Source organism: Pedobacter psychrotolerans, from assembly GCF_004340665.1.
Classification (GTDB): Bacteria; Bacteroidota; Bacteroidia; order Sphingobacteriales; family Sphingobacteriaceae; genus Pedobacter; species Pedobacter psychrotolerans.
Window position 1 is genome coordinate 65,108 of record NZ_SLWO01000006.1, and the last position, 24,320, is coordinate 89,427.

Sequence of the window (24,320 nt, forward strand, 5' to 3'; positions counted from 1 at the left end):
CAAATTAACGTTTTTAATTTACTTATTTTTTAGTTCTATATTTAAAATATTGCTACACTGAATTATTAAAAACGAATGTATAAGTATGAAAAACGAATTTAAAGCGCTAATTGTACAAGGAGATAAAAAATTTTCTTTAAAGAATGTTGAAACCGATTATACAGGTACTTTCAATAAAGAAAAGGCAAAGGATGAACTGATTAAAACTAAAATTGAGATCAGCCACCTGCAAGAAAAATTATATGCCGCAGGAACACATTCCATTTTAATTATTTTCCAGGCTATGGATGCAGCTGGAAAAGACAGTGCTATTGCGCATGTAATGAGTGGATTAAATCCGCAAGGCTGTCAGGTATTCAGCTTCAAAGTACCTACGGCCAAGGAATATGAACATGATTTTTTATGGCGACATTACCTTGCTTTGCCCGAACGGGGCAGGATTGGTATACATAACCGTTCTCACTATGAAAATGTACTCGCCTGTAAAGTACATCCGGAATATATTCTGAATGAAAATATTCCAGGTATTCAGGATGTGAAAAAAGTAGATAAAGATTTCTGGAAAAAGCGATATGAGAGTATCCGCAACTTCGAATCACACCTTTGCGCCAATGGAACCGTTATCTTAAAATTCTTTCTGAACGTAGGTAAAGCCGAACAAAAACAACGCTTCCTCGAACGAATTGAAGACCCTACTAAAAACTGGAAATTCTCTTCTGGTGATATTAAGGAGAGGGCGCTTTGGGATGAGTATATGTCAGCTTATCAGGAAGCCATTAACGAAACAAGTACAGAGGTTGCACCATGGCATGTAATTCCGGCAGATAAGAAATGGTTTGCTCGCTTAGCCATCAGCGAAATTATTTTAGACAAGCTAAAAAAACTAAATCTTGATTTTCCTCTAGTGAGCGAAGAAGAAAAATCCAAACTTGCTGAAACAAAATCGATTTTAATGGCGGAATAGTTACTACAACGAACCTTATAGGTTTTAAAACCTATAAGGTTTAATATTTTACGAATAGCTTTATTTTACTACTTTTGCAGCGCTTTTGGTTTCCGGTGCACTTCGTGCCGGAATTAAAAGGGAATGCAGTGTAATTCTGCAACTGTCCCGCAGCTGTAAGCTCTATAACGGTTTTTTAATTCTATGCCACTGTTTATTAACTGAATGGGAAGGCAAAACAACCGGGAGTAAGTCAGAAGACCTGCCATAAGTATATAATTTCATAGCTTTCGGGGATTGAAGCTAGGATTGGAGTACTTAACGGTTTCGTATTTTCATTTCCTTTTCTATCTGTTGGCTGTGGGCAAAACTCACAATCAAATGAACAAAACAAAATTTTTAATTGCAGCAGGCATCGGCCTTGTGCAATTCGGTATTGGTGAAGCCAATGCTCAGGACACCTTAAAACTTAAGGATGTGGTTATTTCTGCGACTAAGAACGATCAGAAACAATCGCAAACGGGTAAAGTAGTCAGCATTATCAGTCGCGAAACTTTAGATCGCAGTAATGGCATATCACTTCCTGAATTAATTAGTGAACAAGCTGGTATTATCGTTGCCGGCTCAGGAAGTAATCCGGGTTTGAACAAATCAGTGTTTTTTAGAGGAGCAGGAAGTGCCTATGCTGTGGTTTTAATCGATGGTATCGTTCAGAATGATCCTTCGGGAAATGGCGGTGCTTTTGATTTACGCTTATTTTCTATCGATCAAATCGATCATATTGAAATTCTGAAAGGCGGACAATCTACCATTTATGGTTCTGATGCTGTAGCTGGAGTAATCAATATTGTAACTAAAAAGGGTGGACCAAAAGGAAATACGGTTTATGGCGTAGCTAGTGCCGGAAGTTATGAAACCTACAAAGGAACCATTGGTTTAAATGGTGCCGTAGATGGCTTTACTTATAATGTGAATTATACGCACCAAAAAAGTGATGGAATCTCTGAAGCAGCAAACCCAGGTGGAAATAATACTGAATTTGATAAGGATGGTTATAAAACCGATGGTGTAAGTGCAAATTTTGGTATACAGCTAGATAAGCATTTCTCTGTTAATCCCTTTATACGCTATTACCGGGGAAACTATAAAATAGATGAAGGTGCATTTGCTGATGGTCCTTCTGCTAATAATACGACTTTAAAAAACTTCAGCGGTGGTTTGAATACAAAATATGACTTTGGCTCTGGTAAAATAAACCTGAACTATAGCTATCAAACAACTTCAAATAATACTTTAAGCAGTTTTGACAGTTTTCCTTACACCAGCATGGGTTCTGGTAGTATTAGCCTGATTGATTTATTTTATAACCAAAAATTAGGAGAGAAATTAAATTTATTGGCCGGAATTGAGAACAGGGAAATGCATTTAACTTCTGGTACCAACCGACCTGAAACCAATATTTTTGCAGCTTATGGTTCATTGTTTTTACATGACTTAAGTATTTTTAATCTGGAAGTTGGCGGACGTTACAATAAACATGAACAATATGGAGAAAACTATACCTATACGATCACACCGAGTATAAACATTATCAAAGAGATTAAATTATTTGGAACGGTTTCAACAGCATTCAAAATTCCAACGTTAAATATGCTTTTCGGGCAGTATGGTGCTAATTTAGGACTGAAACCGGAAAAATCACAGAATTATGAAGCTGGCGCAAACTTCAGCTTTGCTGATGACAAATTCTCTTTACGCGTAGCTGGTTTCAAAAGAGATTTAACAGATGCAATTATTTATGATTTTGCCGCAGGATACATCAATCAGGAAAGCCAGAAAGTAAAAGGTTTTGAAATTGAACCAGCAGTTAAAATATGGAAGTTAGACATCAATGGTTATTATTCTTACGTAACCGGAAACGAATACAACAGTGTAAATAATAGGGTTGAAGATTTTCTGTTCAGAAGACCTAAACATTCTATTGGTGTTACAACAGGTATCCAAGCTACTTCAAACTTATATGTAAATGCTAATTTCAGGTATTTTGGTACCCGTACTGATGGCAATTTCACCACTTATGCTGTAGAAAATTTACCAGGTTATAAACTATTAAGTGCCTATGCGGAATACGCCTTAGCAAAAAGAAGAGTTAAAATTTTCTTCGATGCTAAAAATATCCTGAATGAAAAATACAATGAAATTATTGGTTACAACACTTTAGGCTTTAATTTTAATGCAGGTGTAACTTTTAATATCCGCTAATAAAATATAACTTTGCTTTAATGTAAAGGGTATAGGAATTAATAAGATTTTAATATTCATATTACAATTTATACTCCATTACCTAATATTATAAATATGTCCAATCTAAAATTTAATCCACGCAACGTTACGGTATTGCTAATGATATTGGTCATTACAGCCTTACGTCTGCTAATCACCTTTAATTCTGATGCACTTCAATTTGCTAACTTCTCTTCTATAGGAGCAGTGGCATTGTTTGGTGGTGCTTATTTTAAGGACAATGTGAAGGCCTTTGCTTTTCCATTGTTGAGCTTATTTTTAAGTGATTTCGTTTTAGCTAACACTATTTTTAAACAATACAGTAATGGGTTTCTATATGAAGGTTGGTACTGGACCTATATTGCCTTTGCTTTAATGGTATTGGTTGGGCGTGTGTTGCTAAGTAAAATTAATGCTGTAACCTTATTGGGTTCAACGCTTGCCATCGTTTTCATCCATTGGGTGGTTACTGATTTCGGTATTTGGTTCAAAAATCCTTCATACACACAAGACCTTGCAGGTTTTTGGCTATGTTTGGAAAGGGCAATTCCTTTTGAAATCAGGTTTTTAGAAGGTACATTAATATATGGTGTGGTTCTTTTTGGGGCTTTCGAAATTTTAAAATCGAAATTTCCAGTATTAAAACTACAAACGCAGAGATTATAATTAAAGATATTCATTGATAAATCCTCTTTTGATTCAGTTCAAAAGAGGATTTTTTTTATCTTTAACTTTTAGAATAGCACTAAAAAGCACATTCTGAAATCAAAAAACACCAAAAATATTACACCATGAAAGTTGTCTCCTTTTTACCTGCTGCTACCAAAATGATTTACGATATGGGACTGCAGGAATATTTGTTTGGTGTAACCTTCGAATGTCCGAAAGAGGCAGCTAATCAACCTAAAATTGTGCGTTGCATCCTGGAAGGTAAAAATTATTCCAGCATTGAGATCGATAGAATTTTTTCGGCTTCAAAAGCACAAGGCAAAAGTTTATACTGGGTGGATGATGAACTTTTAGAAAGCATCGCACCTGATATTGTCTTCACACAGGATATCTGCGAGGTTTGTAATATCGACACTGTTTGTACGGAAACAGCAGTAATGAAGCTTAGTAAGCAACCCAAATTGGTTCCGCTATCGCCCAACAACCTGCAAGACGTTTATGAATGTGCGATAACCATTGCCAAGGCACTCGGCAAAGAAGAAGTGGCTTTGCATTATTTGGCTAATCTTCAGCAAAAAACAAACTCCATATTAGATCAATTAAGAGCAAACAGAGCCCCATTAAAACGCGTAATGTTAATGGAGTGGATTGAGCCTGTTTACAATTGTGGACATTGGATTCCCTTTCAAATCGCAGCTGCCGGAGGTGTAGACATGCTTTCTAATCCCGCAGGTGATTCAATCGTAACCCCTTGGGAAAAGATTTTAAAATATAACCCTGAGGTTTTGGTTATTGCCCCATGTGGTTTTGATATCAATAGAACTAGGGAAGAAATGAATTTACTGACTTCTAAAAAAGGGTGGGAGGATTTAGAAGCTGTAAAACAAAATCAGGTATACCTGGCAGATTTTGATATGTTTACCCAACCAAGTATTGGAACATTGGTAGAAGGAATTGAAGCCTTAGCCTGCATGTTTCATCCCGATTTATTTACAGCAGGGGAACAGCTCGCTGATAAATTTATCAACCTGAAAAAGGATATATTTTTTAATCAACCCGCCTAATTTACTTATGAAATTAGTTGTTTTAACAGGAGCAGGAATTAGTGCCGAAAGTGGATTAAAAACCTTTCGGGATGCTGATGGCTTATGGGAAGGTTATAATATATATGACGTGGCCACTCCCGAAGCCTGGGAGCGAAACCCTGAACTAGTACAGCAATTTTATAACGAACGTAGAATGCAGGTACTTGCCGCGCAACCCAACGCTGCCCATTTTGCCCTTGCCACATTGGAACGCAACTTTGATGTTGAAATCATTACTCAAAATATAGACGACCTACACGAAAGAGCTGGTTCTACAAAGGTTACACATTTACATGGCATCATCACTAAATCTCAATCTGATCTCAAATCAAATCACACTTATCCCATTCAGGGCGCTGAAATAAAGATGGGCGAACTTTGTGAATTCGGTTCTCAGCTACGTCCGCATGTGGTGTGGTTTGGAGAAGCTGTTCCAATGATTGAAGTTGCAGCAGAAATTTGCATGAAGGCAGATATCTTCGTATTGATTGGTACATCGCTGGCTGTTTATCCAGCTGCAGGTCTCATTGATTTTGTTCCTCCCATTACTCGTAAGTATATTATAGATCCAAAAACACCAGATGTAAGGCGTTATAAAAATGTAGTGTTTATTGAGAAAAATGCCATAGAAGGTATGGAAGTACTTCAAGCGCTATTATCTGATGGATAAAAAGATTTGTATTTTTAATTGGAGTGGAGGCAAAGATAGTACGTTGGCACTACATTATGTCCTACAAGATCCTTCTATTGAAATTCGTTATTTAGTCACTACAGTTACTGAAAAATACAATAGGATTTCCATGCACGGTGTGCGGGAGGCGCTATTAATCACCCAGGCTGAAAGTATTGGAATTCCACTTTATCAGATTCGGTTGGGTGAAATGCCTGACATGGAAACGTATGATACTACCATGGCACATCATCTCACAAAATTTAAAACTGAAGGCATTACACATTCTATATTCGGGGACATTTTTCTGGAAGATCTTCGCCACTACCGGGAAAAGAAACTGAGCGAAATAGGTCTTCAAGGGATATTTCCGTTATGGAAAAAAAACACGAAGGATTTGATTGGAGAGTTTTTAAGACTGACCTATAAAACCATCATTGTTTGTGCACAAACTGATCTCGAAAATTATTGTGGAGAAGTAATTACCTCTGAATTAATAGATAAGCTTCCAGAAGGTGTTGATCCTTGTGGTGAAAATGGAGAGTTCCATACCTTTGCTTTTGAAGGACCAATCTTCCGCCATAAAATTGACTTCACTATCGGAGAGAAAGTTTTTAGAACCTACCCGGCACCTGTTTCCAAAGACATTGCTTCAAACATATGTGATACCAAACCAGAGAGATCAGGCTTTTGGTATATAGATTTGATATCTTAAAGGTGTAAGAAAAATTTTTGGCATCATTTTTTCTAGGTGTATATAAATTAATCACACAACTAAATGAAACCTGCTTGTATGGTTAGGATACCCGGGTAGACTCATTAAAAGGAAAACGTTATGAAAAAGATATTTGTAGTAATCGCATTAAGTTCAGTAATGTTTGCTTGTAATAACAAAGCAAAAGAAGAAGCTGAGTTAAAACAAAAAGAAGCCGGCAAACAATTGGCAATTAAAGCAGTAAAAGACAGCTTACGTTTAGATAGTTTCAAAAAAGCTGAAGTAGCTAAAGTTGAAGCAGAAAAAGAAGCTAAACATCAGGAAGAACTGGCTGCTGCAAGAGCCGCTGGTGCCAGGACTTCAAAATCATCAAGATCTTATGCTAGTTCTGGAGGTAGTTCAGGCGGAAGTTCTAGTTCATATGCTGGAACGACTCAACCAACAGCTAAGAAAAAAGGATGGAGTGATGCTGCTAAGGGTACCGTAATTGGTGGTGCAGCTGGTGCAGTTGGTGGAGCATTAATTGATAAGAAAAAAGGACGAGGTGCTATTATCGGTGGTTTAGTTGGCGCTGGTGGCGGTTATTTAATCGGTAGAGGCGAAGACAGAAAATCTGGTCGTGTACAACCTAAAAACTAGATAACAATAGTGTTATAAAAGCGGTTATTTTAAATAGCCGCTTTTTTTTTTGCCTATTTTTTTTAACTTGTATCAAAAAAAAATGTCAGACAATCAACTCTCCAATAGCGTAAAAATACAACATTTTGTAATGTTCTGGTTAAAGCCACAATTAACAAAACCTGAAATAGAAAATTTTAAAAATTTCTTTGAGCAGTTGCGTTTGAGTAAATACGTTAAAACATTGAGTTATGGCCTTGCGGCCAACACACCAATACGCCCGGTTACTGATAATTCATTTACGTATTCGCTTACAATCACTTTTGATAATATCGAAGATCACAATGCCTACCAAGAAGATCCTATACACTTGGCTGCTATAGAAAAGTTTTCCAATAACTGGTATAGGGTAGTGGTTCACGATACGATGATTTCTTAATCATTCTTCTTTGTCTTAAAAGCCGAATTTGATTCCTGTCTGTTGCATTTTCACTTTGGAAGCCTTTCCAGTATTGCTATAAAATGAAAGAAATATTATAGATAAAAAACAAGTGAATTAATGGATATGTCAATCTATCATGAATTAAAATTGAATCCATTCACTGATTTAACTTTTTAAATAAATTGCATTATTTTCATTTATTTGGCAATAAAGTCCTTCCAAATTATATTCTGTAGAACTAAATAAAACACAATTAATCAATGAGTTAAATAACTTTATGTGATATTCTAAAATACATAAATGTTGAAATTCAAGATAATTCTAGTACTATTTGCAATATTAAATTTTGTTATGCAAAATATGTATCTGTTAATCAGTGAATTACGTATGGTAATTGTTAAAATTGATGCCTGTTATAGGCAGTTGTAAAATCACCCCTCATGAGTTTGAATCGATCAATTACAGTAGCGATAAATTCCTCATCTAGAATTTCGAATACATCATTTACGCCTCCTCCACTCAAGTCCATTTCTGCCAGTTTATAACTTTGCTCAAAAGTACCTTGCTCAAACTTTACAATATATTTCTGATTCATCGAAAAGATAGTAATCTTACATTCCGGGTGCGGTAATTCTGCAATAACTCTCATTGGGTTTAATTATTTGATTGATGAAGTGGCTGATATTCATTTACTGATTTTCCATTAAAAACACCTTCCATTTTTAGGATTTCGAAACGTGCAAAGAGATCTTCGGAATACCACTGTCGTTCTCTAGTGAGTTTGATGATATCAGCGTGATCAAATGACTTATAAGCATAGTTCTTCATATACGCTGCATTTTCCCAAATGGAAAATGTAGCCTGATCTAAGAATGGATTCTCACCTACACCAGCAGATAAAATAAAACCTTCTGATATTCTCATTTGATCTGCCGCTCTTTTAATATTACTTTTAAACTCTTTTAATTTACTAAAATGGATCTTTGCTCTTGTGATTACAGCAATTTTACCTTGATCTAATTTTGTGTTTTCAATAGATTTAAATGGCTCTTTACCTGACCATAAACCATGACTACTTAAAGCTTTTAATAAAATAGTAAACTCTTCATATCCAAAAAACCTAAACCACTTGATTGGAAACGAACTGGCATAAAATTCATCACAATCTTCTTCATTATCCCAAGTGGTGATGATGGCCCAATGTTTAAAATCTGGAGGGAGGTCTACCTGCGCATCTTTTCCGCTACCCATTAATTTCCAAAATTTACAATTTCGATTGAGCCAAAGGGGGAGCCGGAGTATAGCCATGCCTAGAAATGCAAATGGAATACCATATCGGCGAAACTTCGTAATGGTTAAAGCAGCAATCATTTGATAAGATGTTTATGGCTTCAAAACTAAATAAATTAACAGATCATTACGCTCAATTTAATGTCATTATCAAAATTATTAAGTAAAACACAGCTAAATCCTTTTTAACTTTGGTGCATGGCAGAAGATTTAACTATAGACAGAGCAATTTCAAAAGAGGCGCAATACCAATCCCTTATCCCTCAAATTGAAGGATTGTTGTTTGGAGAAACAGATTTTGTAGCCAATATGGCTAATGTTTCTGCGGCACTAAAAGAGCAATTTAACTGGTTTTGGGTGGGTTTTTATCTGGTGAAAAATGATGAACTTGTATTAGGCCCGTTTCAAGGTCCGGTGGCTTGTACAAGAATTGCTAAAGGAAAGGGCGTTTGCGGATCATCATGGCTGCAAGAGAAAACTTTAATTGTACCAAACGTGGATGAATTTCCCGGACATATTGCCTGTGCCTCTGCATCGAAATCAGAAATAGTATTGCCCTTGATTAAGGATAATCAGGTAATCGGTGTTTTGGATGTTGATAGCGAATTTTTAGAGCACTTCGATGATATAGATCAGGTTTATTTAGAACAAGTTATCAATATTTTATTAAATAAATAGTTTATATTAATATTGAAATTATCTCCAGAATATTATCTCAACGAAGACGTAATTGCATTAGCAAAAGACTTACTGGGCAAAGTTTTGTACACCAATATTGATGGTCAGATTACTGCTGGAATTATTGTAGAAACAGAAGCCTATTACGGAATAAAAGATAAAGCATCACATTCCTATGGTGGTCGTCGAACCAATCGTACTGAAACCATGTATAGCCAGGGTGGTGTGGCCTACGTTTATCTTTGTTATGGCATGCATAATTTATTTAATGTAGTAAGTTCTGTAAAAGATGATCCACATGCAGTACTCATCCGAGCCATTGAACCATTAATTGGGAAAGAAGTTATTGAAGAGAGAAGAAACATGCCTGTTACAAAGCCAGCCATTTCATCAGGTCCAGGTTCTGCGGCTAAAGCCTTAGGTATTGACAGAGGTTTTAACCTGAAAGATCTTTCTGGCGATGAAATATGGATCGAAGATCATCAGTTATATTATCAGGAAGATGAAATTATCGCTGTACCAAGAGTAGGCATTGCCTATGCACAGGAACATGCATTATTACCATGGCGATTCTTTATCAAAGGTAATAAGTATGTCAGTAAGCCAAATAAGGTTTAGTTCTTCAAACATTTTTGATCCAATCCTGTTTTTGAATAAAATACCTAAGAAATGAAAAACGAGAAAAATATATCAATCTTGAAAGAAATGGCAGAAAGTGTGCGTACTTGTATGTTCACTACTTTTTCTGCAAATGATGAATTGGGAAGCAGACCAATGGGTACTGCAAAAATCGAAGAAGATGGAAGCATCTGGTTCTTCACCAATGAGTATTCGTTAAAATCAAAAGAGATTTCTAGAGAAAATAACGTATTGCTTGCTTATAGTGATCCTTCTAAAAACACCTATTTAACCGTAAAAGGTAAGGCTGAACTGGTAGATGATCAGGTAAGAAAAGAATCTTATTTTTCACCTTTCGTAAAAGCCTGGTTTCCGGATGGTGTAGAAGATCCTAGATTAATTTTGATTAAGGTAACACCAGAAGAAGCAGAGTACTGGGATTCATCATCATCAAAAATTGTAGTTCTGTTTAGCATACTTAAGGCAGTAGTTACGGGTGATACGCCAGACATGGGGAAACACGATACGATGAAATTCTAAATAAAGAAACTCATTTTAAAAAGCAGGATTGGCAACAATACCTGCTTTTTTTGTAATATTGAATAATGAATTTTGAAAACAATTTAGCGTTTGCTCAAGCGCAGGATCAGGCTGATGTATTAAAGGATTTCAGACATCAGTTTTTATTTCCAAATCGCGAAGGAAAAGATTTTATATATCTGTGTGGAAACTCTTTAGGACTTCAACCTAAAGTTGCAAATGAAGTATTGCAAAAGCAATTATCCAACTGGGCTAATCTGGCAGTAGAAGGATGGTTTGAAGGAGATAAACCTTGGATGTACTATCATAAAGAACTAAAAGATTTAATGGCTCCGTTAGTGGGTGCTTTTCCTGCTGAAGTTTGCCCGATGAATACGCTCACTGTAAATTTGCATTTGTTAATGGTAAGTTTTTACCAGCCAAAAGGTAAGCGCTTCAAAATTATGATGGAAGGTGGTGCCTTTCCATCTGATCAATACGCCATTGAAAGCCAGGTAAGATTTCACGGATTTAATCCTGCTAATGCCATTATTGAGGTTTTTCCAAGATCTGGTGAAGATACGCTTAGAACAGAAGACATCCTCTCTAAAATTGATGAACATGGTGAAGAAATAGCCTTAATATTATTTGGTGGAATTAATTATTATACTGGTCAATGGTATGACATGGAGAAAATCACACAGGCAGGCCATGCTGTAGGCGCAATGGTAGGTTGGGATTTAGCACATGCAGCCGGAAATGTTCCAGTTAAACTCCACGATTGGGGAGTTGATTTCGCCTGCTGGTGTTCTTATAAATATCAAAATTCAGGTCCTGGCGGAATTGCTGGTATTTTTGTTCATGAAAAACATTTTCAAAATCAGGATTTAAACAGGTTTGCAGGTTGGTGGGGCTATCAGGAAAATAAGCGATTTAAAATGGAAAAGGGATTTATTCCAGAGGCTGGCGCAGACGGATGGCAGGTAAGCTGTACACAAGTAATACCAATGGCACTTTATCATGCTTCATTAGAAATATTTAAGGAAGCTGGCTTTTTAGCTCCATTAAGAATTAAAAGTATTAATTTAACAGGATATCTTGAATATATTATAAATGAGATAAATAAGATTTTAAATCTTCAGCAATTTAAAATTATAACTCCTGCAAAGCCAGAGGAGAGAGGCGCTCAACTGTCTATTATTGCAGCCCATAAAGGAAAAGAAATATTTGATGGTTTGGTTGCTGAACATATTCTTGGAGATTGGCGCGAACCAGACGTGATTAGGCTAAGTCCTATACCACTATACAATTCTTTTGAAGATATATATTTAACAGGGCAAGCGCTATTAAAAGTATGCAAAAAAGTTTTATAGTTTAATTTATTATGATCAATTACAATCCTAAAGACTGGTTTACCTTTATTTTTCACTTTCATAAGGGAGATACACTCATTAAACTTTGGCCGTTGATGGTTTGTGTTTCGGTGGTTTCGGCATTTATTGCTTTTCTGGAATTGAATGTTTTTAAATTATCCAAAAGTGATTATGTCAGCAATATTGGAATGATGCACAGTTTGCTGGGTTTTGTGATTTCCATGTTATTGGTTTTCCGTACGAACACAGCTTATGATCGCTGGTGGGATGGCAGAAAACTTCTTGGTGCACTCACCAACGTAAGCCGGAATTTCGCCATGAAAATTAAGGCGCTAAAATTACCAGATGAACATTTACGTTTCTTTGAATATGGAATCCCGAAGTATGCCTTTGCCATGAAAGAACACCTTCGTGAAAAGAAATATTTTGGAAAAAATAGCTTTCTGATCGAGGTGAAGGACGGACAACATATTCCAAATCAGATTGCCAGCAGTTTAATTACCCGCCTATATGATCTGGTGCGAGAAGGATTAATCTCACATGAACAACTCATCCTTTTAACCAATGATGTGAATCAGTTTACGGACATTTGTGGAGGTTGTGAACGAATAAAGAATACACCCATTCCCTTTTCATATAGTGCGTTCATCAAAAAGTTTATCTTTATTTATGTACTGACTATTCCTGTTGGCTGGGTTTTCAGTTTGGGCTATTATTTAGTGCTTATTGTTCCCTTTATCCTTTATGTATTAGCGAGTTTAGAGCTTATTGCTGAAGAAATAGAAGATCCGTTCGGACTGGATGCAAACGACTTACCCGTTGATACCATCTGCAATAACATTGAAAAACATGTGGAGGAAATTCTCAGTTAATGATTAAGATTGCCTATCATCGTATCTATGCTCACCCATTACCGGAAGGGCATCGTTTTCCGATGCTGAAATATGAGCTAATTCCAGAACAACTACTTCACGAAGGAATTATTACGCCAGATAATCTTTTTGAACCAGAGCCCATTAGTGAAGATATTGTTTTATGGACGCATCAGCACGATTATTGGATGCAACTAAGAGACCTAACGCTCCCGGCTAAGGAACAAAGAAGAATAGGCTTTCCGCTAAATGCACAGTTATTAGAGCGAGAGTTGAGGATTACTCGAGGGACCATTGACGGGGCAAAATTTGCGTTAGGGGCAGGAGTGGCTTTTAATGTAGCAGGTGGCACACACCATTCAGGAAGTAACTGGGGTGAAGGATTTTGTATGTTAAATGATCAGGCTATAGCATCTAATTACCTATTAAATAATAAGTTAAGTAAGAGCATATTAATTATAGATTTAGATGTACACCAGGGAAACGGGACAGCAGAAATCTTCAGAAATGAACCAAGGGTTTTTACCTTTTCTATGCATGGTGATAAAAACTTTCCTTTTAGAAAAGAACAATCTGATCTGGATGTTCCGTTAAATGATGGTGTGGAAGATGAAGAATACATAGATTTATTGAGTTATCATCTCCAAGTGGCCTTCCAAAAATCGAATCCGGATTTCGTTTTTTATTTATCTGGAGTAGATGTGCTATCTACAGATAAGTTAGGAAAGATCTCCCTGACTAAAGTTGCTTGTAAAGAACGTGACCGAATGGTTATCCAAGCTTGTAAAACCAAAGGTTTGCCTTTGCAAATTAGTATGGGTGGCGGTTATTCTGCCAACATCCGCGATATTGTTGATGCGCACTGCAATACCTATAAAGTAGCATTTGATTTGTATCATTAAAAAATGCAGATAGCATTTGTAATCTTTAGAATATAATTTCCCCAAGCATTGAGTTATAAGTCATAGATGATTATCTTCGCCAAAATATGCTGGAGATTATTTACGAAGACGATTATCTAATTGCGATTAACAAGCCACATGGTTTGCTGGTACATCAATCATCAATTGCTAGAGATGCTACAGAATTTGCTTTACAAATGCTTCGCGATCAGGTTGGCAGACACGTTAGTCCAGTACACCGTTTAGATCGAAAAACCAGTGGGATATTACTTTTCGCTTTCGATAAAGATACTGAAATTGCTATGCATCAGCAGTTTATGAATATCCAAACGATTAAAAAATATTTGGCCATCCTAAGGGGCTTTGCTCCAGATGCGATGGACATTGACTATCCTCTTGCAAAGGAAAACGGAACCATGCAGGAGGCATATACTTCTTTTAAAACCTTGCAACATGCCGAAATAGCTATTCCTTTTGGAAAACATTCTACTTCCAGGTATTCTTTAGTAGAAGCTACACCTAAAACCGGCAGAATGCATCAGTTAAGGAGGCACTTTAGTCATATTTTACATCCCATTATTGGAGACCGTACTCATGGATGCAATAAACAAAACAAATTCTTTTTAGAGCAATGGAATATGTCTACCATGCTTCTTCATGCTTCAGAATTAAGTTTCAGTCATCCGGTAACTGCCGCACCAATTCACCTAAAAGCAAACCTGCACGACGAATTCAAGCGTGTAATGAACTTCATGAATATTAAAATTTAACACAATTTTTGCTTAAAAAATCTGTTTATTAAGACATCTATGATTAAATACCTACGTTTTACCATTCCAGTTCTGGCACTTTTTGCCGCAAGTTGTTCTTCCGTATATATGCCGAATGTACCTAATACCCCAATGTTAAGTAAGCAGGGTGAATTTAGCGGTGGCGGACATATCTCTTTAAAAGGGAATACCAGTATCAATGGTGCTTACGCCGTTTCAAATCATATCGGTGTGCTTTTTAGCGGATCAACGATGAACAACGATCGCAGAAGCAAAGATTTTGGACATAAATTAATCGAGATTGGTGGTGGCTATTATGATACTTTTGGACCAGACAATAACAGGATCATTGAGATTTACGGCGGTGTTGGAAAGGGTTGGAGTGATATCACCTATAGAGATTATAAAAATGATGAGCTTATCTGCAGTCAACTGCAGGAAGTAGATTATAGAAAATCCTTTTTACAGGTAAATTATAGCTCTAAGAAAAAAAACAATCTTCGTTTATTCGGAACAGACTTTCCCATTAATTATGGTACCGCGTTGCGGATTAGTCATGTTAAAATGGATCGCTTTTTTCTGAATGGCGTGGTACAGCCCAAAGAAGATAATATTTTCTTTGAGCCGATTTTCTTCACCAGGATGGCATTAAGTAAAATTATTCAGCTTCAATATACGACTAGCAGCAATATTGGCTTAAAGAATCGAAAATATATGTCTGCCGGAAACTCTATTTTCACTATTGGAGTAGTTGTTAACGTTGGTGGAAAATAATTCAGCTCGCATCTAAATAATTATAATCGATTTTCCACATTCATACTTAAGGCTCTTGTTTTGTTCTGAAATCTCAAGAACAATAGGATTGAAGCTGTTAATAAACCTAATGTTAATCCATACCAGATACCATTAACGCCCAGGCCAAAGTGAAAACCTAGCACATAACCAACAGGAATGCCCACTACCCAATAAGCTAAAAAGGTAATAAACGTTGGCATATTCACATCACCAATTCCACGGAGTACACCTAAACCCACTACCTGCGTGCCATCAAACAGCTGAAAAAAGCCGGCAATGATCAGCAGTTGCGATGCGATAGCCACTACTTTTAAATCACCTGTATAAATAAAAGGCATCAGGTTATTAGCTAACATAAAGATGATCGCTGTACACGACATGAAAAGTAAAATAACATGATAACTGGCTATTGCCGATTTGCGAAGGTCATTAAAATTATTTTTACCAAAATTATTTCCGGTTTTAATGGTCGCTGCTGAAGCCACACCACTGGCCATCATGTAAGTCATTGCGGCCAGGCCAATTGCAATCTGATGCGCAGCCTGCTCAACGGCACCAATAGTACCTATTAGGATAGCTGCGCCACTAAATGCACTAATTTCGAAAGAATACTGCATGGCCACTGGCGCACCAATTTTAATAATTTTTCCTGCTCTGATTTTATCAATGAATGTAGCTTTAAAACTAACCAGGTATTTCTTAAAATGCTTGGAGCGCAAAACATAAATTGCCATTACTATGGCCATTAAACTTCTATCAATCAAGGTACTTAAGCCTACACCACTTACGCCCATAGGCCTAATTCCAAACATGCCTTTTACAAAAATAATTCCAAGGGTGATATTGAGCAGGTTACCCCAAATAGACACAAACATTGCCTGTTTGGTAAACCCCAAACCTTCTGCAAATTGTTTAAACGTTTGAAAAACCAATAATGGAATGATAGATGCTGAAAGTAAGCCTAAATAAGGTTTAGCATAGGCTACAACTGCAGGTGTTTGGTCTAAGTGATCAATTATTAACAATACGCCAAAATGCACCAGACAATACAAGCAAATTCCTATGAGAATATTAATAATTAAACTATTGGATAAAAGCTTACCGCACTCTTCATGATTTTGCCGACCATTTTCCTGTGCGATTAAAGGAGTTAAACCGTAAGAAATACCCAATCCAATCACCATGATCAATATAAAAATACTGTTCACCAATGATACAGATGCTAACTGAGTGGTATCTGTAAAGTGCCCCACAATCACACTATCAGCCATATGTACAAGGGTGTGACCCACCTGAGAACCTACAATAGGTAAAGCTAAAATTAAATTTTCTTTATAATATTGTTTGTATTTTGAGTAGATTTTAGAAAACATAGTCCGCAAAGGTCGGGTTTTTAAATTTCAATCAAAGCAGCGAAAATAAATTTTTAATTTGGAGGAGTTGTCATTGCTAACTGAAAGGCAGGATTTAGCAGTGAAGCAATTTCTCTGGTAAAATAGATATTGAGCTCTCACCAGGGCGGTTTCGTAAGCAGAAAAAGCCACTTAATTATAACGTTAGAAGAATCGTCATTGCGAACTGAAGGATAGGATTTAGCGATGGAGTGAAGCAATCTCTCTCGCAAAATAGATTGCCAGCTCTCCAAAGGAGGTTTCATCTGCAGAAAAGCCACTTAATAATAACGGTATAAGAATCGTCATTGCGAACTGAAGGACAGGATTTAGCGATGGAGTGAAGCAATCTCTCTCGCAAAACAGATTGCCAGCTAGATTTTTCACAATCCTATATTAGACTTACGAATTTTCCCAACCCGCAATCCCATTGAAACTTCGTAAGTCGGATCAACTTGCGAAGTCTTAAATGCCAAGAGCGAAGCAAGACTTCGCCAGTTTCCATGTGCATCCAAAACCTTTACTTAATAAATAGTCAGCTCTCACCAGGGAGGTTTCGTCAGCAGAAAAAGCCACTTGATTATAACTGAAGATGAATCGTCATTGCGAACGGAAGGGCAGGATTTAGTGATGGAGTGAAGCAATCTCTCTCGCAAAAAAGATTGCCAGCTCGATTTTCACAATCCTTTATTAGGCTGACGAAGTTTCCCAACCCGCAATTCCATTGAAACTTCGTAAGTCGGACAACTTGCGAAGTCTTAATGGCCACAAGCTCAGCAGGACTTCGACAGTTTCTATATGCAAAACTAAATTGATTTAACAGCTGTAAAATATTCTTCTTTTTCAGTAGTGTGAATTTTAATCACATTGGTAATAATCAGATCCACTAGGATTTTCTGCGCCTTCCGGTAAGAGCATCGCAGCAACTTACTGAATTCTTTAAGTGTTATTCTTTCCTTATGATCCAGATATTCCAGAAGCTTTTTTTCATTGTCTGAATAGGAGATGAGCACCCCTTGATCCTGATGATCATTTTTTAAAACCTCTACAATAATCTTGCTGGCGAGTACACTTTTATCATCAATACGAATGTAGGCCCACCACTTTTTCTGCTCATCAAGGGCATAATGAGGCTTGGTATCGCTCTCTGGAATATTGACCACCAGCACCAGCTTATCATCTACATAAATTTCTTCAAATGATGGCTCAATAGCTGGTTTACAAAGCTGATGTGCCGCTGTTAGAATCATGTACTTTTCTTCTTCCTCGGACTTTACACCTTTAATGGTTCCATTATCGGCCACACCAATTAATAGTTTACCGCCTTTATTATTGGTAAAGGCAACGAGGCTTTTAGCAATTTTCTCCGTATTGGTAATGGTTTTTTTAAAGTCGAGCTGAACGCCCTCACCTTGCAAAATCAAACTTTTAATACTCGGCATATCATCTATTAATAAGCAACCGTAGGCACTTCGCCCTGGTGCAGGTTTCGGATATAAATTTCATTCATTACGGTAGCGCAAAGTTCACCTTTTTTATTGGTGATTTCCATTGGGTAAGCCTTTACAAATTTACCTAATGTCTTTAACGCTTCCTCAGCTTCGGTAACCATCTCATCAGTAACCCTGATCGTAAAGAAAAGGTGAGAGTGGCCCGGCTTTAAATATTGAATGGACGCACTTTTTAACCATACCCTAACTTTAAATCCCCTGCGTTGCATCAGCTGATCAAACAATAGTGCATAAAATGGATCTGTAGCAGCGTATATGGTTCCTCCAAAAATAGATCCATTGTAGTTTTTGTTCAAAAAGCTTTTACCAATTTTTACACTACAACTTTTAAAATCATCATCAAATTTCTGAACCCAGATGCGCTGAAAAAACAATGGTGGATAGAAGCGCATTACCCATTTTAGGGTATTTTGAGAAATAATCATACATCACTAATATCAGAAACATTTGCCATTTATTAAAGTTTTAAGATGATGTTTTGGTTATATTTTATAGCAAAGCATTTTATTAAGCATCATTATGAATGAATAAGATCGAATGGATTATAGGAAAGCATGGCAAAGCAAATATGTGCTTAAAGATTACTTGAAATCCTGTAGCATTCTATTTGATAATATTGAAATTTTAAAAGAAAGATTTATTGCCTGGAATGTGATTTTTAGAAGTAACAATCCTGTTTAAGATGGTTATTGATCAAAAAAAGAGCCGTGATAGTGTATGTTTGACACCTCATAATATGTAATTTATTTATATTTAATAAATTGAAATATAGTCACTTACAGGATATTAATCACCTTTTGAATCAAAAAAATAAAACCAAATGGTAACATAGTTGTTAGAGAATACAGATAACAATAAAAAACTATGAAAAAAATAATCTTAAGTCTTGCTTTTGCTGGTACGATCATGATTGCCACTTCAGCATGCAATTCATCTAAAAATATGGCTGGTTCTTCAGACAGTACTAAGATGGATTCAACCACAACTACTCCAATGGATACAACAAAAACAACTACTCCAATGGATACTTCTAAAACAACACCACCGGATACAACAACAAAAACACCTCCAATGTAGGAGATATAAAAGCCATCCCAAACGGATGGCTTTTATTTTTAATATCTATTTTTTTTATTTGGGCGAATTTGTACTTTCAGCAATTAAACCAAATAGCTGAATGGATTCCCAAATCAAATCAAACAACCGAAACGTTATCTTTCTGGTTATAGTTGCCGCCCTAGGTTACTTTGTAGATATCTATGATCTCGTATTATTTTCAGTAGTCAGACTAAAAAGCTTTTCAGATATTGGTGTTTCACCAGAACACATGCGGACCGATGGTGAGTACGTAATTAATATGCAGATGTTTGGTTTGCTTCTTGGTGGATTATTATGGGGAATTATTGGAGATAAATTTGGCCGGATTAAGGTTTTGTTCGGTTCCATCTTAATGTATTCGCTAGCCAACATTGCAAACGGCTTCGCCACCGATGTACATACCTATGCCATTATTAGATTTGTTGCCGGTATTGGTCTGGCAGGGGAATTGGGCGCAGGGATTACCTTGGTAACCGAAACCATGGATAAAGAAAAGCGTGGGTATGGAACCATGGTAGTTGCCGGAATTGGATTATTAGGTGCTGCTGCTGCCGCTACTATTGGTAAGCACTTTACCTGGCAAACTTCTTATTTTGTGGGTGGAGGCATGGGATTATTGCTTTTGCTTCTTCGTGTTGGAACATTTGAATCAGGCATGTTTAAGCATGCAGAACAATCCACAAATGTTTCAAAAGGAAATTTTTTTATGTTGTTTTCAGATCGTAAAAGGTTCTTTAAATATCTTGCCTGTATTTGTCTGGGTTTACCACTGTGGTTTATTGTGGGCATTTTAGTTACACAATCGCCTGAAATTGGTAAGGCATTGGGCGCTAAAGAAGTGCTGAATGCTGGTACAGGCATTATGTATACTTATTTTGGAATTGCCATAGGCGATGTAGTCTGTGGTTTTCTGGCACAGATACTCAGATCTCGTAAAAAAACGGTGTTAATCTTTCAAAGCTTATCTGTTATTGCCGTTATCTTTTACCTTACAAGCCATAATTTAACAGAAAGCAGTTTCATTCTAATCTGTCTGGTTATGGGTTTTGCAGTGGGTTACTGGGCTACCTTTGTAACCATTGCTGCAGAACAGTTTGGTACCAATATTCGTTCTACCGTAACCACTACTGCACCGAATTTTGTTCGTGGTGCCTTAATACCAATTACTTTGATATTTGAATTCTTTGTTCATCAATATAGTATTGTGACCGCAGGATTTATTGTGATGGGAATTGTTACCATTATTGCGATGATTTCTGTAGTGTCACTTAAAGAAAGTTTTAACAAAGATTTGAATTATCTGGAAGAATAAGTGTCAGATTTAAACTTTCTCATAACTTCTAAAGCTTCGAAAATTCTGCTGTCTTCGATCAATGTCAATAAAATGTACTATCTACAGATAAATCGACATTAGCGCATGAATAGCCTTAAATTTGTATTTAAAGGTAAATAAATCATGATATTTAAAGAAGAGGTTGCAGCGCGTTACAGGCAGATTCAGGATGAAATTTGCAAAGGATTAGAGATTGCCGATGGCAAAGGAAAATTTGAAGAGGAATTGTGGGAGAGAAATGGTGGGGGAGGTGGTCGCACCCGAATTATGCAAAATGGCTCTATTATTGAAAAGGGTGGCGTAAACTTTTCAGCCGTTTATGGCAAATTACCTGAACCGATAAAAAAGGCTTTTAACGTAACGGAAGATGATTTTTTTGCCACAGGGGTTTCCATTGTGATTCATCCTAATCATCCACTGGTTCCAATTATTCATATGAACATCCGGTATTTTGAACTGAACGAAGAAACGCGTTGGTTTGGCGGTGGAATAGATTTAACACCACATTATGTATTTGAAAATGACGCAAGGTTTTTTCATCACAAATTGAAAAATGCCTGTGATGAATTTAACCCTGAATTTTATCCGAAATTTAAAGAACAGGCTGATAATTACTTTTTCATTAAACACCGAGAAGAAACACGAGGCATAGGTGGAATTTTTTACGACAGATTAAAACCAGATAACACCAATTTATCGTGGGAAGGAATCTTAGATTTTTCTGCCAATATCGGTGAAACTTTTCTACCCATTTATACTGAATTACTGGAGCGAAACCGCGATAAAGAATTTACTGATCTTCAAAAAGAGTGGCAATATCAACGTAGAAGCAGATACGTAGAATTTAATCTGGTATATGATTCAGGAACTAAATTTGGTTTAGAAACCAATGGTAGAATTGAGTCTATTTTAATGAGTTTACCACCACAAGCAAATTGGGGATATAATATTCAGCCAGAAATTGGCTCAGAAGAGCATCAGACTTTACAGTTGCTGAAAAAGGGAATCAACTGGATTTAAAATAAGGTGAGGGGCTGGGTTTTAATATGAAATCCAGCCTTTAATTTACCTGTCCTAAAATCATTTACAATATCATGAATCAACCGGGTTGGTTCAGGTATTCTATAATTTCCAATACATTTTTTAATCACGGCTAAAGCATGCTCATTTGTGATTAAGTGTCCTGCAGAAATATAAACAGGTTTATTATTGTCTTTGGTTCTTAGAGCATAACCCAATATTTCACCATGACTTTTAATTTCAGCCGTACTAAATTTAGATTTTTCAGGAAGATGGTTATCGCCATATAATATACTCTTGGCACAGCCAATGGTTGGTTGATTGGTCAGCACACCGAAATGTGATGCAACGCCCATTCGCCTGGGATGCAAAATGCCATTGCCATCCAATACTACGACATCAGGCTTTACCGGAATCAAATCCCATACTTTTAAAAGCGCAGGCACTTCTTTAAAACCCAAATATCCAGGCTGATAAGGGAAAGTTGTTTCATAGGTTTCAAGTGCATATGATTGAACCACCATTTCTGGAAAGCTTAAAATTACTATTCCTGCATACATGGTTGAGCTTCCTTTATCAAAAGAAATATCAGCTCCGGCAATAGTATGAATGGACTTGAGTGGCTTAAAAATAAGTTGCTTTGATAAGGCTATTTGTAAAGCATCGGCTTCAGGAAAGGTGAAATGATCATACATACAAGCACAACAAAAAACCAAGTATTTAGTTGATCAAATCGGCTAATAATGCTGATTGAAAGCTATTGGAATAATTCACTTTTAGCGATTGGAAAAGATGAATATAATTGAGGATATAAACATCAATGAGCAGTCTTGGTTATTAAGACTGCTCATTGATTAAATTAAATGATTGAATTTTATTCTACCCAGGCAATAGGAACGTAAACAGTTACATAACCGTCAGCGCCTATCATTTCTGGAGATAAGGTTACGGTGATAGATCCATAACCTGTCCAGTTTCCCTGACCTCTTTCTGCACTAAACTCATAGGTTCCTGCAGGTAAACCATTAATCGTACCTGGCAATTGATAAGGTAAAAATGTTCCGAACGAAGATGGTCCATTTTCAGCATAATAATCATCACCGCTTTCCTGGTTATAAATGGTAAAGCCTGGCGATTCTGTAGATACTGAAGTAGTTACACTGCCATCAAGATTTCTGTAACCCAAACGGACATTGTAAGTAGTTACTTTAGCTTTGATGCTGCTAACTGGTTTTGGTACTTCTGGTGTAGCATATGTTGTTAAGGATACGACACATAATACAAGCATGCAAATTGAAATGATCTTTTTCATAATTATAGGTTTTTGTACTATAAAGATCACGAAATATTTTTATTAATCAGTTAATTCTGGATTATCAAAGTATTAATAAAACTCCCGACCGTATTTAGAGATATGTCATAATCATATATCTCTAAAAGACAAATATTGTCTACTACAAATAATCAACTAGATTGTCTCATAATTAATATTATGTTAAGTTGATATTTATAAAACCCTACTGCTTAAGAATTGATCTCCTATTACAACTCCTGAAGTTTGCGGTTAAGTTCCTGTACTTTGTCAGTTTCTTTTTTGCGAGAATAAATGTCAAGCAATAACTGAACAGTTTTTTTATCGTTCGGATTAATTTCATTGGCACGTTGCAAAGCAAGTTGTGCCCGGTTAATTAAAGAATTGTATTTTGATGCTTTTTCTGGATCTGCTTTTTGCAAAGTTTCATTTGCCGTATTAATATAAGCCAGACTTATCTGATACAATGCATCAAAGTAATTTTGATCTGTAGCCAAAGCTTTGTCATAAGCCAGAATTGCAGTTGAATTATTTCCACCAGCTTGCTGCAGGTATCCATATAAGAAATAAAGCAGTTTATTTGCTTTTTCAACCTTAAGGTTGCCTTCAATTAAACTGGTTGCTTTCGCATAGTTTTCAGTATCTAAAAGCAAATTGATATACTCATTGGTCAGATTATGGTTAAAAGGATTTTTTAATAAACCATCTTCCAATGTTTTGATCGCTGTTTCATTATCATATTTAGCGCTATACAATTGAGCAAGTTTTTGAAACATAGATGCATTGCGAATCCCATTATCTTTAGCTCTGTTGAAATAATTAATCGCCTCGTCGTAATTTTGAATATTTAATGCACAGATTGCTGTATTCAAGGCTAATGTGGTATCTGTTGGAAAACTATCGCTTACCTCTTTCAAATCATCGTAAGCTTCCTTAAAATCATTATTGAAATAAGAAGCATTGCCCCGCTCCTGCTTTTTAATCAAAATATTATGATTGGAAGCCTTGATCAGACCTGAATTATCTTCATATTTATCTAAACCTCTGGCTTGTTTAATTGCTGTATTTGCGGCTTCGTAAAATTTATCAGCATTGGAAGCATCTGTATCAATTATAGACGCATAAGATGTCAGGTAAGATTTTAGCGACCAGGTTTCTGCCCAGTTTTTTGTCTTATTATCCTTTTCAGCAGATTCAATGGCTTTTAAACCCTCTGTAATAATGGCTAGCTGCTTTTTTTCATCTTCTTTATTTGCAATAGATGCCTGAAGCTTTCCTACCGAATTACGAGCAATCAAAATCTGACTTTTCTGAGCGAAAGTATTTAGTGATGTCAAAACTATAAGTGCTATTAATAGCTTAAAACCATTTTGCATAGTAGATCTAGATATAATGGGTATAAAAAATGCTGAT

Annotated in this window: 27 protein-coding genes and 1 riboswitch; of the genes, 19 read left to right on the forward strand and 8 right to left on the reverse strand. The window is 36.3% G+C overall.

The genetic code is table 11. From position 1 onward, the window contains the following. The first annotated feature begins 85 nt into the window (after positions 1-85). The 8 genes from EV200_RS15535 to EV200_RS15570 all read left to right on the forward strand — a co-directional run bounded on the left by EV200_RS15535 (position 86) and on the right by EV200_RS15570 (position 7,422). Entirely contained in the window at positions 86-964 is an 879-nt protein-coding gene (locus EV200_RS15535) for a polyphosphate kinase 2 family protein (protein ID WP_132534246.1), read from the forward strand. Positions 965-1,033: 69 nt separating this feature from the next. Beyond that, positions 1,034-1,227, forward strand: a riboswitch (cobalamin riboswitch). A gap of 97 nt (positions 1,228-1,324) precedes the next feature. Then, complete coding sequence (locus EV200_RS15540; protein ID WP_132534248.1) at positions 1,325-3,205, forward strand: TonB-dependent receptor plug domain-containing protein; 1,881 nt, start codon at positions 1,325-1,327, stop codon at positions 3,203-3,205. Positions 3,206-3,301: 96 nt separating this feature from the next. Beyond that, positions 3,302-3,892, forward strand: a complete 591-nt coding sequence (locus tag EV200_RS15545; RefSeq protein WP_132534250.1) for a DUF6580 family putative transport protein — start codon at positions 3,302-3,304, stop codon at positions 3,890-3,892. Between the two features lie 125 nt (positions 3,893-4,017). Then, complete coding sequence (locus EV200_RS15550) at positions 4,018-4,959, forward strand: ABC transporter substrate-binding protein (protein ID WP_132534252.1); 942 nt, start codon at positions 4,018-4,020, stop codon at positions 4,957-4,959. A 7-nt stretch (positions 4,960-4,966) separates the two neighbouring features. Continuing rightward, positions 4,967-5,650: an SIR2 family NAD-dependent protein deacylase gene (locus tag EV200_RS15555; protein WP_132534254.1), complete on the forward strand. Its 684-nt coding sequence runs from the start codon at positions 4,967-4,969 to the stop codon at positions 5,648-5,650. Next, complete coding sequence (locus EV200_RS15560) at positions 5,643-6,365, forward strand: Dph6-related ATP pyrophosphatase (protein ID WP_132534256.1); 723 nt, start codon at positions 5,643-5,645, stop codon at positions 6,363-6,365. Before EV200_RS15555 ends, EV200_RS15560 begins: the two co-directional genes overlap by 8 nt. Before the next feature lie 120 nt (positions 6,366-6,485). After that, a complete protein-coding gene (locus tag EV200_RS15565; protein WP_132534258.1) occupies positions 6,486-7,004 on the forward strand; it encodes a YMGG-like glycine zipper-containing protein in 519 nt (172 codons plus the stop codon). Positions 7,005-7,086: 82 nt separating this feature from the next. Further along, positions 7,087-7,422 (forward strand): Dabb family protein, encoded by a 336-nt coding sequence (locus EV200_RS15570; RefSeq protein WP_132534260.1) that lies wholly within the window; start codon positions 7,087-7,089, stop codon positions 7,420-7,422. Positions 7,423-7,822: 400 nt separating this feature from the next. On the opposite strand, the gene EV200_RS15575 is transcribed toward EV200_RS15570, so the two are convergent. Continuing rightward, entirely contained in the window at positions 7,823-8,074 is a 252-nt protein-coding gene (locus tag EV200_RS15575; RefSeq protein ID WP_132534262.1) for a hypothetical protein, read from the reverse strand. 5 nt (positions 8,075-8,079) lie between these two features. After that, positions 8,080-8,796 carry a DUF3291 domain-containing protein gene (locus tag EV200_RS15580; RefSeq protein ID WP_132534264.1) on the reverse strand — a complete coding sequence of 239 codons (717 nt, stop codon included), beginning with the start codon at positions 8,794-8,796 and terminating at the stop codon, positions 8,080-8,082. Between the two features lie 117 nt (positions 8,797-8,913). Between EV200_RS15580 and EV200_RS15585 the strand changes: the two genes are divergently transcribed. The 8 genes from EV200_RS15585 (at position 8,914) to EV200_RS15620 (ending at position 15,221) form a co-directional block, all read left to right on the forward strand. Further along, entirely contained in the window at positions 8,914-9,393 is a 480-nt protein-coding gene (locus EV200_RS15585; protein WP_132534266.1) for a GAF domain-containing protein, read from the forward strand. 12 nt (positions 9,394-9,405) lie between these two features. Next, positions 9,406-10,011: a DNA-3-methyladenine glycosylase gene (locus EV200_RS15590; protein ID WP_132534268.1), complete on the forward strand. Its 606-nt coding sequence runs from the start codon at positions 9,406-9,408 to the stop codon at positions 10,009-10,011. 51 nt (positions 10,012-10,062) lie between these two features. After that, positions 10,063-10,551 (forward strand): pyridoxamine 5'-phosphate oxidase family protein, encoded by a 489-nt coding sequence (locus tag EV200_RS15595; protein ID WP_132534270.1) that lies wholly within the window; start codon positions 10,063-10,065, stop codon positions 10,549-10,551. A 65-nt stretch (positions 10,552-10,616) separates the two neighbouring features. Continuing rightward, positions 10,617-11,903, forward strand: a complete 1,287-nt coding sequence (gene kynU, locus EV200_RS15600; RefSeq protein WP_132534272.1) for a kynureninase — start codon at positions 10,617-10,619, stop codon at positions 11,901-11,903. An 11-nt stretch (positions 11,904-11,914) separates the two neighbouring features. Beyond that, complete coding sequence (locus EV200_RS15605) at positions 11,915-12,775, forward strand: bestrophin family protein (RefSeq protein WP_132534274.1); 861 nt, start codon at positions 11,915-11,917, stop codon at positions 12,773-12,775. Continuing rightward, positions 12,775-13,677 carry a histone deacetylase family protein gene (locus tag EV200_RS15610; RefSeq protein WP_132534276.1) on the forward strand — a complete coding sequence of 301 codons (903 nt, stop codon included), beginning with the start codon at positions 12,775-12,777 and terminating at the stop codon, positions 13,675-13,677. The genes EV200_RS15605 and EV200_RS15610 overlap by 1 nt, the downstream gene beginning before the upstream one ends. An 86-nt stretch (positions 13,678-13,763) precedes the next feature. Further along, complete coding sequence (locus EV200_RS15615; RefSeq protein ID WP_132534278.1) at positions 13,764-14,447, forward strand: pseudouridine synthase; 684 nt, start codon at positions 13,764-13,766, stop codon at positions 14,445-14,447. Between the two features lie 39 nt (positions 14,448-14,486). Next, positions 14,487-15,221 carry a hypothetical protein gene (locus EV200_RS15620; RefSeq protein ID WP_132534280.1) on the forward strand — a complete coding sequence of 245 codons (735 nt, stop codon included), beginning with the start codon at positions 14,487-14,489 and terminating at the stop codon, positions 15,219-15,221. Positions 15,222-15,241: 20 nt separating this feature from the next. Here EV200_RS15620 and EV200_RS15625 read toward each other — a convergent pair whose 3' ends face one another. From EV200_RS15625 to EV200_RS15635, 3 genes are all read right to left on the reverse strand, one after another. Further along, positions 15,242-16,615: an MATE family efflux transporter gene (locus EV200_RS15625; protein WP_132534282.1), complete on the reverse strand. Its 1,374-nt coding sequence runs from the start codon at positions 16,613-16,615 to the stop codon at positions 15,242-15,244. A gap of 824 nt (positions 16,616-17,439) precedes the next feature. After that, complete coding sequence (locus EV200_RS15630; protein WP_132534285.1) at positions 17,440-18,075, reverse strand: AlbA family DNA-binding domain-containing protein; 636 nt, start codon at positions 18,073-18,075, stop codon at positions 17,440-17,442. Between the two features lie 8 nt (positions 18,076-18,083). After that, a complete protein-coding gene (locus EV200_RS15635; RefSeq protein WP_132534287.1) occupies positions 18,084-18,569 on the reverse strand; it encodes a DUF4442 domain-containing protein in 486 nt (161 codons plus the stop codon). Between the two features lie 439 nt (positions 18,570-19,008). On the opposite strand from EV200_RS15635, the gene EV200_RS15640 reads away from it, so the two are divergent. The 3 genes from EV200_RS15640 (at position 19,009) to hemF (ending at position 21,595) form a co-directional block, all read left to right on the forward strand. Next, positions 19,009-19,221 (forward strand): hypothetical protein, encoded by a 213-nt coding sequence (locus EV200_RS15640; RefSeq protein WP_029285224.1) that lies wholly within the window; start codon positions 19,009-19,011, stop codon positions 19,219-19,221. A 100-nt stretch (positions 19,222-19,321) separates the two neighbouring features. Continuing rightward, positions 19,322-20,554, forward strand: a complete 1,233-nt coding sequence (locus EV200_RS15645; RefSeq protein WP_132534289.1) for an MFS transporter — start codon at positions 19,322-19,324, stop codon at positions 20,552-20,554. A 144-nt stretch (positions 20,555-20,698) separates the two neighbouring features. After that, the gene (gene hemF / locus EV200_RS15650; RefSeq protein WP_132534291.1) at positions 20,699-21,595 is read left to right on the forward strand and encodes an oxygen-dependent coproporphyrinogen oxidase; all 897 of its coding nucleotides are present in this window, start codon (positions 20,699-20,701) and stop codon (positions 21,593-21,595) included. On the opposite strand, the gene EV200_RS15655 is transcribed toward hemF, so the two are convergent. The 3 genes from EV200_RS15655 to EV200_RS15665 all read right to left on the reverse strand — a co-directional run bounded on the left by EV200_RS15655 (position 21,592) and on the right by EV200_RS15665 (position 24,244). Further along, the gene (locus EV200_RS15655; protein ID WP_132534293.1) at positions 21,592-22,290 is read right to left on the reverse strand and encodes an endonuclease V; all 699 of its coding nucleotides are present in this window, start codon (positions 22,288-22,290) and stop codon (positions 21,592-21,594) included. The two genes, hemF and EV200_RS15655, sit on opposite strands and share 4 nt — an antisense overlap. Positions 22,291-22,469: 179 nt before the next feature. Further along, entirely contained in the window at positions 22,470-22,907 is a 438-nt protein-coding gene (locus tag EV200_RS15660) for a hypothetical protein (RefSeq protein ID WP_132534295.1), read from the reverse strand. A gap of 230 nt (positions 22,908-23,137) precedes the next feature. Next, positions 23,138-24,244 carry a tetratricopeptide repeat protein gene (locus EV200_RS15665; RefSeq protein ID WP_229676853.1) on the reverse strand — a complete coding sequence of 369 codons (1,107 nt, stop codon included), beginning with the start codon at positions 24,242-24,244 and terminating at the stop codon, positions 23,138-23,140. Positions 24,245-24,320: the final 76 nt, after the last annotated feature.

Excerpts from the sequence above, each read along its gene's own strand:
- EV200_RS15640 (WP_029285224.1), top strand. The coding sequence starts at position 19,009 with ATGAAAAAAATAATCTTAAGTCTTGCTTTTGCTGGTACGATCATGATT.
- EV200_RS15565 (WP_132534258.1), top strand. The coding sequence starts at position 6,486 with ATGAAAAAGATATTTGTAGTAATCGCATTAAGTTCAGTAATGTTTGCT.
- EV200_RS15595 (WP_132534270.1), top strand. The coding sequence starts at position 10,063 with ATGAAAAACGAGAAAAATATATCAATCTTGAAAGAAATGGCAGAAAGT.
- hemF (WP_132534291.1), top strand. The coding sequence starts at position 20,699 with ATGATATTTAAAGAAGAGGTTGCAGCGCGTTACAGGCAGATTCAGGAT.
- EV200_RS15655 (WP_132534293.1), bottom strand. The coding sequence starts at position 22,290 with ATGTATGATCATTTCACCTTTCCTGAAGCCGATGCTTTACAAATAGCC.
- EV200_RS15575 (WP_132534262.1), bottom strand. The coding sequence starts at position 8,074 with ATGAGAGTTATTGCAGAATTACCGCACCCGGAATGTAAGATTACTATC.
- EV200_RS15605 (WP_132534274.1), top strand. The coding sequence starts at position 11,915 with ATGATCAATTACAATCCTAAAGACTGGTTTACCTTTATTTTTCACTTT.
- EV200_RS15630 (WP_132534285.1), bottom strand. The coding sequence starts at position 18,075 with ATGCCGAGTATTAAAAGTTTGATTTTGCAAGGTGAGGGCGTTCAGCTC.
- EV200_RS15645 (WP_132534289.1), top strand. The coding sequence starts at position 19,322 with ATGGATTCCCAAATCAAATCAAACAACCGAAACGTTATCTTTCTGGTT.
- EV200_RS15540 (WP_132534248.1), top strand. The coding sequence starts at position 1,325 with ATGAACAAAACAAAATTTTTAATTGCAGCAGGCATCGGCCTTGTGCAA.
- EV200_RS15635 (WP_132534287.1), bottom strand. The coding sequence starts at position 18,569 with ATGATTATTTCTCAAAATACCCTAAAATGGGTAATGCGCTTCTATCCA.
- EV200_RS15620 (WP_132534280.1), top strand. The coding sequence starts at position 14,487 with ATGATTAAATACCTACGTTTTACCATTCCAGTTCTGGCACTTTTTGCC.
- EV200_RS15625 (WP_132534282.1), bottom strand. The coding sequence starts at position 16,615 with ATGTTTTCTAAAATCTACTCAAAATACAAACAATATTATAAAGAAAAT.
- EV200_RS15585 (WP_132534266.1), top strand. The coding sequence starts at position 8,914 with ATGGCAGAAGATTTAACTATAGACAGAGCAATTTCAAAAGAGGCGCAA.
- EV200_RS15610 (WP_132534276.1), top strand. The coding sequence starts at position 12,775 with ATGATTAAGATTGCCTATCATCGTATCTATGCTCACCCATTACCGGAA.
- EV200_RS15580 (WP_132534264.1), bottom strand. The coding sequence starts at position 8,796 with ATGATTGCTGCTTTAACCATTACGAAGTTTCGCCGATATGGTATTCCA.
- EV200_RS15660 (WP_132534295.1), bottom strand. The coding sequence starts at position 22,907 with ATGAAAAAGATCATTTCAATTTGCATGCTTGTATTATGTGTCGTATCC.
- EV200_RS15570 (WP_132534260.1), top strand. The coding sequence starts at position 7,087 with ATGTCAGACAATCAACTCTCCAATAGCGTAAAAATACAACATTTTGTA.
- EV200_RS15560 (WP_132534256.1), top strand. The coding sequence starts at position 5,643 with ATGGATAAAAAGATTTGTATTTTTAATTGGAGTGGAGGCAAAGATAGT.
- EV200_RS15555 (WP_132534254.1), top strand. The coding sequence starts at position 4,967 with ATGAAATTAGTTGTTTTAACAGGAGCAGGAATTAGTGCCGAAAGTGGA.
- kynU (WP_132534272.1), top strand. The coding sequence starts at position 10,617 with ATGAATTTTGAAAACAATTTAGCGTTTGCTCAAGCGCAGGATCAGGCT.
- EV200_RS15545 (WP_132534250.1), top strand. The coding sequence starts at position 3,302 with ATGTCCAATCTAAAATTTAATCCACGCAACGTTACGGTATTGCTAATG.
- EV200_RS15535 (WP_132534246.1), top strand. The coding sequence starts at position 86 with ATGAAAAACGAATTTAAAGCGCTAATTGTACAAGGAGATAAAAAATTT.
- EV200_RS15615 (WP_132534278.1), top strand. The coding sequence starts at position 13,764 with ATGCTGGAGATTATTTACGAAGACGATTATCTAATTGCGATTAACAAG.
- EV200_RS15550 (WP_132534252.1), top strand. The coding sequence starts at position 4,018 with ATGAAAGTTGTCTCCTTTTTACCTGCTGCTACCAAAATGATTTACGAT.